A 4,764-nucleotide genomic window follows, 5' to 3' on the forward strand; every position below is an offset into this window, starting at 1 on the left:
AAGTTATTTCATTTCGACTCCTTCGTCCGCAATGAACTCGGCCTCGCTCGCCGGCACGATCCGGGTACTCTTGATCGCGTCGACCGGGCAGGCCGACTCGCAGGCTCCGCAGTCGATGCACTCATCCGGGTTGATGTACAGCTTGCGGCCGCCCTCGTAGATGCAGTCGACCGGGCACTCCTCCACGCAGGCGGTGTCCTTGACATCAATGCAGGGTGACAGGACGACAAACGTCATCGGATCCTTCTTCCCCGTTCGTCTTCAGTCACGGGGAAATCGTAACAGGATGTCGCCGGCCGAGGTGGGTGGAACTGTAAAGGATAGGTAAACAACTCGTCCGTGGAGCAACGAATTTCGATGGCCCGAAACGGGGGCGAAGAAATCTCCAGGGATATTTTTAACCATGAGATTTTCTTTGTCTGTATCTGGGCCGTCCGGGGCGCCCGCCGGATGGCGGCGGCACCCGCGCCGACGTGTCCTCAGCCGGTCATGAAGACGGTCTGCGCCGACCACCGTCCGCCAGGTGGTCGGCGCGGCGGGTCCTCTGCCGCCGGTTCAGACGTCGGTGTTGTCGGGGGGCTGAACCTGGCCGGTTGATGGAGCGTGTCCCGGCGAGGCCGGGGTTACGTGGCCGAGCGGCGCCGTACCGTCCCCCGCCTCGTGCCGCTCGGCGCGGAAACGCCTGAAGGCGGCGAACGCGCGCGGGCCGTAGACCGACGCCGGCCCGCCGTTCATCAGCAGTGCCACCCCGATGGCCTCGGCTGCTTCCTGGCAGGTCGCACCCTGCCGGACGGCGCCGTGGGCGTGTGTCTCGATGCAACCGTCGCACTGGGTGCTCACGGCGAGCGCCAGTGCGATCAGCTCCTTCGTGCAGCTGTCCAGGGCACCGTCACGGAGAGCAGCGTCGCCCAGGGCGCCGAGTCCCCGGTATACGTCCGGGATCAGCCGACGCAGTTCGCGGGCATGCGGGCGGATCTCGTCCTGGACCGGGCTGCCGGAGCTCATGGCCCTTGCCTTCCCGCCGGAGGCGACCGGGAACCGCCACGCCGGGAACGGCGGCCGAAGTCCGGCCTCGTGCCCGGGCGGTCGTGGGTGCCCGGGCGGTCGCGGCGAGGCCGAAAACGGTGAGCCTCGGCTTGTCCTTGGACTTGTCCCTGTTAGGGGGGCGACAGACCACTTCCGTTGGCGTACCGTCAGACATCGCCAAAGTCCGTGCATCGATTCCGGGATGTCCGGTTACCGTTCCGGGCCGGACGGGCTCCGCCCGCGCCTGCTCGCGACCCCGCTCACGCTCTCGAGGAGCGGCCGTCCCCCGCGGTGGGCGCTGATCGTCCGGTCCGCCCTGTCCCCGCTTCTCGTCCCTACCCCCGCTTCTCGTCCGGCTGCCATGCGATGGCGGCCTCTACTTCGAGGTATCCAGATGACGGCGAGTGTCCGTACGGACCCGTTCGACGTACTGCTGGTTGAGGACGACCCGGGGGATGTCCTCATGACCCGCGAAGCGTTCGCGGATGATCGGATCAACGGCAGGCTGCATGTCGTGAACGACGGTATCCAGGCCATGGCGTTCCTCCGCCGGGAGGAGCCCTTCACACAGGCCCCTACGGCCGACCTGATCCTGCTGGACCTCAACCTGCCGCGCCGCAACGGCATCGAGGTCCTGGCCGAGGTCAAGGCCGACGCCGACCTGCGACGTATCCCCGTCGTGGTGCTCTCCACCTCGGACGCTGCCGAGGACATCCTGCGCAGCTACAACCTGCACGCCAACGCCTACGTGACGAAGGCGGTCGACTTCGACCGGTTCGTAGACGACGTCCGGTTCATCGACGACTTCTTCATCACCGTGGTTCAGTTGCCCGGGCGCTGATCTGGTCGCTCATCAGGTGTACATGAGCCATGATCGCGCGGTGCCCGCCGACGGCGTCGGTCAACTACGGCGGTGAGACTACCGGCCTGCCAACACAACATCGACCAACACAACATCGGCGCGCGGCTCCCGCGGGAGCCGCGCGCCGACGCGTAAGGCTGAGGGGTGGTACGGCCTCAGACGGGCTGGACGTTGTCCGCCTGCGGTCCCTTCTGACCCTGCACGATCTCGAACTGGACGCTCTGGCCCTCATCCAGGGACTTGTAGCCGTCCGCCACGATCGAGGAGTAGTGGACGAACACGTCCGGGCCGCCACCGTCGACGGAGATGAATCCGAAGCCCTTCTCCGCGTTGAACCACTTGACGGTACCCTGCGCCACGATTATTTCTCCTTGCCGCGCTCCCGGTAAGCGTCCTTCGCGTACCGGCCTCGCCCCAGACCCCGGCCGGTGCCGTGGTCCAGCCGTGCCGTTCTCTGCGTAGGTCACGCACGGAAGAACAAGCAACACCTGCAGCCTACCCCTCCACCGACGTGGTGTGCCCGCTTGGCTCTTGTCCCGTCCGACTCGATGCGAAGCAGCCGACGAAACGTCGGTTATCGGGGTACCCGGCGGGTGTAGTGGTCCGGGGGCCCGGCGCTCGCGTAGCCGCTGCATCTCGGCGTCATCGGCGATGATGACCCAGGACCTGCCATCCGGGTGGCGCTGCGCGGTGATCCACCCCCGGTAGATCCAGGTGTAGAGGGTAGCGGTCGGCCTGCTGGAGGGCTACGGCGAGTTCGGTCACCGAGTACCGGTGTGGTCCCAGGCCGGTTAGCGCGGTGCGGGTGCCGCGAGGGTGGCGGACCCCGATGCCCAGCCGGCGGGTCAGGGTGAGGACCTGGCCGAGGCCGAAGCGGTCGGTGCGCTTGGGTGGGCGCAGCCCTCGGCATTGAGCGCCTCGGCGATCTGCCGGCTGGACAGGTACAGCTCACCTTCGTCCGCCAGGTCCTCCACAACCAGCCACAACCAGCGGCGACGATCCCGAAAGGTCTGATCGCGGGTGAGGTCACCCGATGTATACTCGGGAGGATATCTTGGAGGCAGCGCCTGCGGTCACCTGGTGCGGGATATGGAGGTCGGGATGCAGGTCGACGAGACGGCGATGGCGGATGTGATTCGGCGCCTGCGGCGCGCCGAGGGTCAGCTCCGCGGCGTAATCGGCATGATCGAGGATGGTCGCGACTGCGCTGACGTCGTCACCCAGCTTGCCGCGGTCTCCCGAGCTCTGGACCGGGCCGGATTTAAGATCATAGTGTCCGGGATGCAACAGTGCCTGGCCGCGCGTGAGAGCGGCGAGGCGGCACCGATGACCGAGACGGAACTGGAAAAGCTGTTCCTGTCCCTCGCGTGGCCCTCGGCAGATGTCGTGCCTAGGCCGGCGGCGGGTAGCCGGCCCAGGGACGCGATCGCTTCGGTCAGTGGGCGTTCGGTCAGTGGGCGAAGGTGACAGTGGGTAGGACGCGGCGCAGCCACATCGGGCTGTACCAGGCGGCCCGTCCGATGATCCGGAGCAGGACGGGTAGCAGGTGAGGCGGACGAGGGCCGCGTCCAGCAGCACGGCGATGCCGAGGATGACGCCCATCTCCTTTGGCGGCAGCGGTCCGGACAGTGCGAAGGTGAAGAACACCGCAACCATCACCGCGGCCGCCGCGAAGATGACCCGACCGGAGTGAGCGAGCCCGCCGACTATCGCCTCCCGCGGATCGGCGGAGCGTTCCCAGTGCTCCTTGGCCGAGGCGAGCAGGAACACCGTGTAGTCCATAGAGATCGCAAAGATCATTGCCAAGAAGAAGATCGGCCCCCAGGCGTCGAGGAACCCCTGGGAGGTGAAACCCAGCAGGCCCGCGCCGTGCCCGTCGGCGAAAACCAGCTTCGCGACGCCGAACGTGGCACCGGTCGCGAGCAGGTTCGTGACCACCCCGAGGGCGGCTGCCAGCGGCGCGGCGAGCACCACGAGCAGCAGCAGGAAACCCATCCCCAGCACCACCCCGAGCACCAGCGGGGTGCGGTCCGACAGCAGGGTGTGCAGGTCGATGTTCTCTGCGGCCGCGCCGCCGAGCAGGACGGCGGTATGCCCGTCGGGCGCGATCTGGGCCGGCCGCCCACCGGGCTCTCGACGTCGACCGGCAGATCGGCCTGCTGCTGCCCTGCAACGTCGTCGTCCGCGCCGCCGACGGTGGCACCGTGGTCGAGGTCCTCGACCCGCGGATCATGGTCACCGTCACCGGCCGCGACGAACTGGAACCGGTGGCGAAGGAGGCCGGCGCCCGCCTCGACGCCGCCCTCGCCGCACCGATCGGCACCGTAGGGTGAGAGCCATCCCACGGCGGCTCAGGGGACTCGGGCGTGGTGACGGCGACACGACCGCGAACGCCGGCCAGGACTCGACCGGGGCCGAGGCCGGCCAACCGGCCTTTCCCGGCATCCAGGGAACGTCGCCTCGAACGTTGCGATCGCCTCTCACCCGAGGTCCCCTGCCAGGCGACCCTCGGTCCCGTGTCAGATAAACAGCAGTTGGGCGCCGTCGGTCTTCTCAATAAAGTCCGCGGCGCTGATGATCCCTTCGACGTCCTCATACAAATCGGATTCGTCGAGGTGCATCATGTCGGCGGACATGCGGCAGGCTCACAGATGGCCGCCGGAGGCGACGATCTGCTCGAGGAACTCCGGCACCTCTGGCACGCCGACGTCGGCGATCTGTTTCTTCATCACGTGCGTCGTCATCGCTGTCATGCCGGGCAGGCCGCCCAGCCCCTGCGGCATGTGCGAGGCGGTATTGCCGAGCAGGGTGAACTGGCTCTTCGAAGTTAAGCGGGTTTGAGGCATCTGCGGGCTCGGCGGGTGGTTGCGCAGCGT

At 67.5% G+C, this 4,764-nt stretch carries 7 protein-coding genes and 2 pseudogenes; 3 read left to right on the forward strand and 6 right to left on the reverse strand.

Annotated elements, in window-relative coordinates; genetic code table 11:
• Window positions 1-51 precede the first annotated feature (51 nt).
• Window positions 52-237, reverse strand: a pseudogene (locus AC08OU_RS09250) (indolepyruvate ferredoxin oxidoreductase subunit alpha); the annotation flags it as partial.
• 318 nt (window positions 238-555) lie between these two features.
• Window positions 556-1,005: a carboxymuconolactone decarboxylase family protein gene (locus AC08OU_RS09255; protein WP_462186729.1), complete on the reverse strand. Its 450-nt coding sequence runs from the start codon at window positions 1,003-1,005 to the stop codon at window positions 556-558.
• Window positions 1,006-1,420: 415 nt separating this feature from the next.
• Here AC08OU_RS09255 and AC08OU_RS09260 point away from each other — a divergent pair, with 415 nt between their 5' ends.
• Window positions 1,421-1,867: a response regulator gene (locus AC08OU_RS09260; RefSeq protein WP_462186728.1), complete on the forward strand. Its 447-nt coding sequence runs from the start codon at window positions 1,421-1,423 to the stop codon at window positions 1,865-1,867.
• Between the two features lie 176 nt (window positions 1,868-2,043).
• Here the strand turns inward: AC08OU_RS09260 and AC08OU_RS09265 are convergent, their stop codons facing one another.
• Window positions 2,044-2,247, reverse strand: coding sequence for a cold-shock protein (locus tag AC08OU_RS09265; protein WP_011438823.1), 204 nt, complete (start codon window positions 2,245-2,247; stop codon window positions 2,044-2,046).
• 823 nt (window positions 2,248-3,070) lie between these two features.
• Between AC08OU_RS09265 and AC08OU_RS09270 the strand changes: the two genes are divergently transcribed.
• Complete coding sequence (locus tag AC08OU_RS09270) at window positions 3,071-3,355, forward strand: metal-sensitive transcriptional regulator (protein WP_476604666.1); 285 nt, start codon at window positions 3,071-3,073, stop codon at window positions 3,353-3,355.
• Window positions 3,356-3,484: 129 nt separating this feature from the next.
• Here AC08OU_RS09270 and AC08OU_RS09275 read toward each other — a convergent pair.
• A pseudogene (locus AC08OU_RS09275) lies at window positions 3,485-3,997 on the reverse strand (MMPL family transporter); the annotation flags it as partial.
• On the opposite strand from AC08OU_RS09275, the gene AC08OU_RS09280 reads away from it, so the two are divergent.
• The gene (locus tag AC08OU_RS09280) at window positions 3,949-4,221 is read left to right on the forward strand and encodes a DUF302 domain-containing protein (RefSeq protein WP_476604667.1); all 273 of its coding nucleotides are present in this window, start codon (window positions 3,949-3,951) and stop codon (window positions 4,219-4,221) included. The pseudogene AC08OU_RS09275 and the gene AC08OU_RS09280 sit on opposite strands and share 49 nt — an antisense overlap.
• Window positions 4,222-4,407: 186 nt before the next feature.
• On the opposite strand, the gene AC08OU_RS09285 is transcribed toward AC08OU_RS09280, so the two are convergent.
• Both AC08OU_RS09285 and AC08OU_RS09290 read right to left on the reverse strand, forming a co-directional pair.
• Window positions 4,408-4,524 (reverse strand): hypothetical protein, encoded by a 117-nt coding sequence (locus AC08OU_RS09285; protein ID WP_476601964.1) that lies wholly within the window; start codon window positions 4,522-4,524, stop codon window positions 4,408-4,410.
• Between the two features lie 9 nt (window positions 4,525-4,533).
• Window positions 4,534-4,764, reverse strand: a 231-nt coding sequence (locus tag AC08OU_RS09290) for a hypothetical protein (RefSeq protein WP_476604665.1), incomplete at its 5' end; no start/stop codon positions are given.

This window comes from Frankia sp. CcMO1, from assembly GCF_977945845.1.